Genomic DNA, 3,003 nt, shown 5'->3' with positions numbered 1-3,003 from the left:
GATTGATTAATCACTAACATCAAATATGCAAATGACAGCACATACTGGGCGGTGTTGTCCATGGTAGAGGACATATCTCCAGCGAAGAACTGGGAGTCACTCAAAAAATATTGACATCCGACTGATGAGGGATATAATAATGATTATATTTCATACTTATCCGATCTATTTAGTATGATTTAGCTTTTGTTGACCAGACAACTGGAAGTGAAAGCGAACAGACCCTCGCGAGTGGTCTGTTCTTTTTGTGGCCATCTCCCAGAGACGGGGTTCCAAACGCGGAATCGCCGGATGGCCGCTTAGGGAAACGCATTTTTACAAAGGAAGGAGGCGCTGATGGCTGCAAATCGGGCTGCAGTCGGCACATTTTATGGCCATGTTCCACTAACCAAATGAAAAAGAACAACGGAAAGGATGGAAACCCAATGACTTCGCGTAATCGTTTCGTATCCCGCGTCCGGCTTATGACGTTATCTTTCCTCACCCTCGCGCTGCTGCTGACGGCGTGCGGCAAAGACACCCAAACCGACGCCAAGGGGGGAGCCGGTACGCAAACGAACAAGTCGCCTATCGTGATCGGCGTCACCGGTCCGCTCACAGGCGACAATGCGGAATACGGCAAACAATGGCGCAAGGGATTCGACCTCGCCCTTGAAGAAATCAACGCCAACGGCGGGGTGAAAGGCCGTCCGCTCGAGTACGTGTTTGAGGACACGCAAAGTGATCCCAAGCAAACACCGCCTGTGGCCCAGAAATTTGTGGCCGATTCCAAAATCGTCGCGGTGATCGGCGACTTCAGTTCCCCGGCTTCGATGGCGGCCTCCTCCATCTATCAGCGGGCAGGGCTGGTACAGCTGGGCATTACCAACTCGCACCCCGATTTCACGAGCACCGGCAACTATATCTGGAGCAACACTTCCAACCAGAGGGACGACGCCCCTTACCTCGCTACCCTGGCTGTGCAGGAGTTGAAGAAAAAGAGGCTGGCGGTTCTGTATCTGAACACGGACTGGGGAAAGACCACTGCCGATCTGTTCATTAGCAAAGCCAAGGAGTTGGGAGCGGAGATCGTGGCGCGGGAGGCTTATCTTTCCAACGAAAAAGATTTCCGCCCGATTCTGACCAAGGCCCGCGACGCTACTCCGGACGCCCTGATCCTGATCTCCTATTATAATGAAGGGGCACTCATCGCCCAGCAGCGGGAATCGGTCGGTCTCGACACGACGGTCGTCGCCATCGGATCCGTCTATTCGCCGCAATTCATCCGGCTGGGCGGCGAGGCGGTGGAAGGGATTTACACCGCCACCCGGTTTTACCCCGGCGATGCGCGTCCGGAAGTCCAGCGTTTCGTGCAGGCGTATCAGAAGAAATACAATGAAGATCCGGATTCATTTTCCGCGGTGGCTTATGACGGCATCAAGATTTTGGCGCAGGTCATGGAACAGTACGGCACGGAGCGCAAGGAGATCCGGGATGGGCTTGAGGCTATCAAGGACCTGGACACGGTGCTTTACGGCAAGGCAACCTTCGGGTCCGACCGCCGGCTGCAAAATCCGCGCTTCCTTTCACTGATCGTGCAAAACGGCAAGTTTGTGCTCTGGCATCCTTGACGATCCTTTTTTCTTCTGAGTTTTCTTTGATCTTATGAAAGGGGGACATGAAGCCGCTATGTGGGACCAACTGATCAACGGTTTGGTGATCGGCAACCTCTATATGCTGACAGCGATCGGCATCACGCAGATTTACGGCGTGGCCGGCGTGGTCAACTTCGCCCACGGTTCAGTGTACATGGTCGGCGCCTACATCGGATGGATGGCGATCACTTGGCTGCACTGGCCGCTTATTCCCGCAATCCTTCTGGTGCTTGTCGGCAGTGCTGTGCTCGGTCTTCTGGTAGAGAGGGTAGCGGTCAGGCCGTTCGCCCGAGCCGGAAGCACGATACTCCTGCTCACCACCATCGCGGCGGGGCTCATCATCGACAACACCGCCCAGGTGATATGGGGGCCCCAGACGCAGGCGCTTCGCAGCCCTCTGCCGCAATGGCAGTTCAAGCTGGGGGGAGGTACGATTTCGTTTTTGTATCTCTTCATTTTGGCATGCGGGGTCGGGACGGCACTGCTTCTGCATCTGTTTTTGTATCGCAGCCGGGCCGGATGGGCCGTGCGGGCCACCGCGCAGGATCGTGAAGCGGCGCTCCAGATGGGGATCGACGTCAACCGGGTCAGCCGCCTTTCCTTTGCCCTGTCCGGCGCCTTCGCGGGACTCAGCGGCTTGCTTGTAGGGCTGTACTTCAACAACATCTATCCGACGATGGGCGCTTCGGCCACGCTCAAGGGAACCACCGCCGCCCTGCTCGGCGGGCTCGGGAACGTTCCGGGAGCCATCCTCGGCGCCTATGTGCTGGGCATCACGGAGGCGTTCAGCGTGGATTGGCTCGGATCCAGCTTCCGCAACCTGGTGGCCGTCATTTTGCTCATCGGCGTGCTGCTCTTTCGGCCCAACGGGCTGATCTCCTCACGGCGGGCTCTCAATCCCGAGCCCACCGCCGGGACGTTCATCCCCCAGGGGCGGCCGCTCGCCTTTCCCCGGTGGCTTTTGCCCGCCGTCACCGTTTTTGCCTTGGCGTTGCCTTCGTTTTTGTCGAATCCGTATCCGCTGCAGGTGCTGGCGATCGGTTGGGTGTTCGGCCTGATGGCCGTGAGCTTGAATCTGATCTCCGGCACCACCGGGCAGATCTCCCTCGGCCATGCGGGGTTCGTGACGCTGGGCGCCTACGCCTCCGCGCTCCTGACCAGCCACCTCGGCCTGCCGTTCTCCCTGTCGCTGCTGGTTTCCCCGATCCTGGCGGCGGCCATCGGCGTTCTGCTGTGTTACCCGGCCCTCCGGTTGCGTGGCCAGTACCTCGCCATCGCCACGATGGGCCTGGGCGAGGCGATTTCCCTGATCGCCCTCAACTGGGAAGGGGTCACCCAGGGGCCTTTGGGGATCAGCAACATCCAGCCA

General features: G+C 58.2%; 2 protein-coding genes. Both read left to right on the top strand.

Annotated elements, in window-relative coordinates; translation table 11 throughout:
- The first annotated feature begins 425 nt into the window (after positions 1-425).
- On the top strand, positions 426-1,610 hold the full coding sequence (locus HGBM_RS07360) for an ABC transporter substrate-binding protein (RefSeq protein WP_019120449.1): 1,185 nt from the start codon (positions 426-428) through the stop codon (positions 1,608-1,610).
- A 58-nt stretch (positions 1,611-1,668) separates the two neighbouring features.
- Positions 1,669-3,003, top strand: a 1,335-nt coding sequence (locus HGBM_RS26900) for an ABC transporter permease (protein ID WP_051029614.1), incomplete at its 3' end; no start/stop codon positions are given.

It is taken from the genome of Brevibacillus massiliensis (assembly GCF_000311785.1).
In the GTDB taxonomy this organism is placed as follows: domain Bacteria; phylum Bacillota; class Bacilli; order Brevibacillales; family Brevibacillaceae; genus Brevibacillus_C; species Brevibacillus_C massiliensis.
The sequence above is the reverse complement of the archived record's forward strand: the minus strand, read 5'-3'. Positions and strand labels throughout refer to the sequence as shown.

Bases quoted from the DNA above. Each gene is read 5' to 3' on its own strand.
- HGBM_RS07360 (WP_019120449.1), top strand. From the start codon at position 426: ATGACTTCGCGTAATCGTTTCGTATCCCGCGTCCGGCTTATGACGTTA.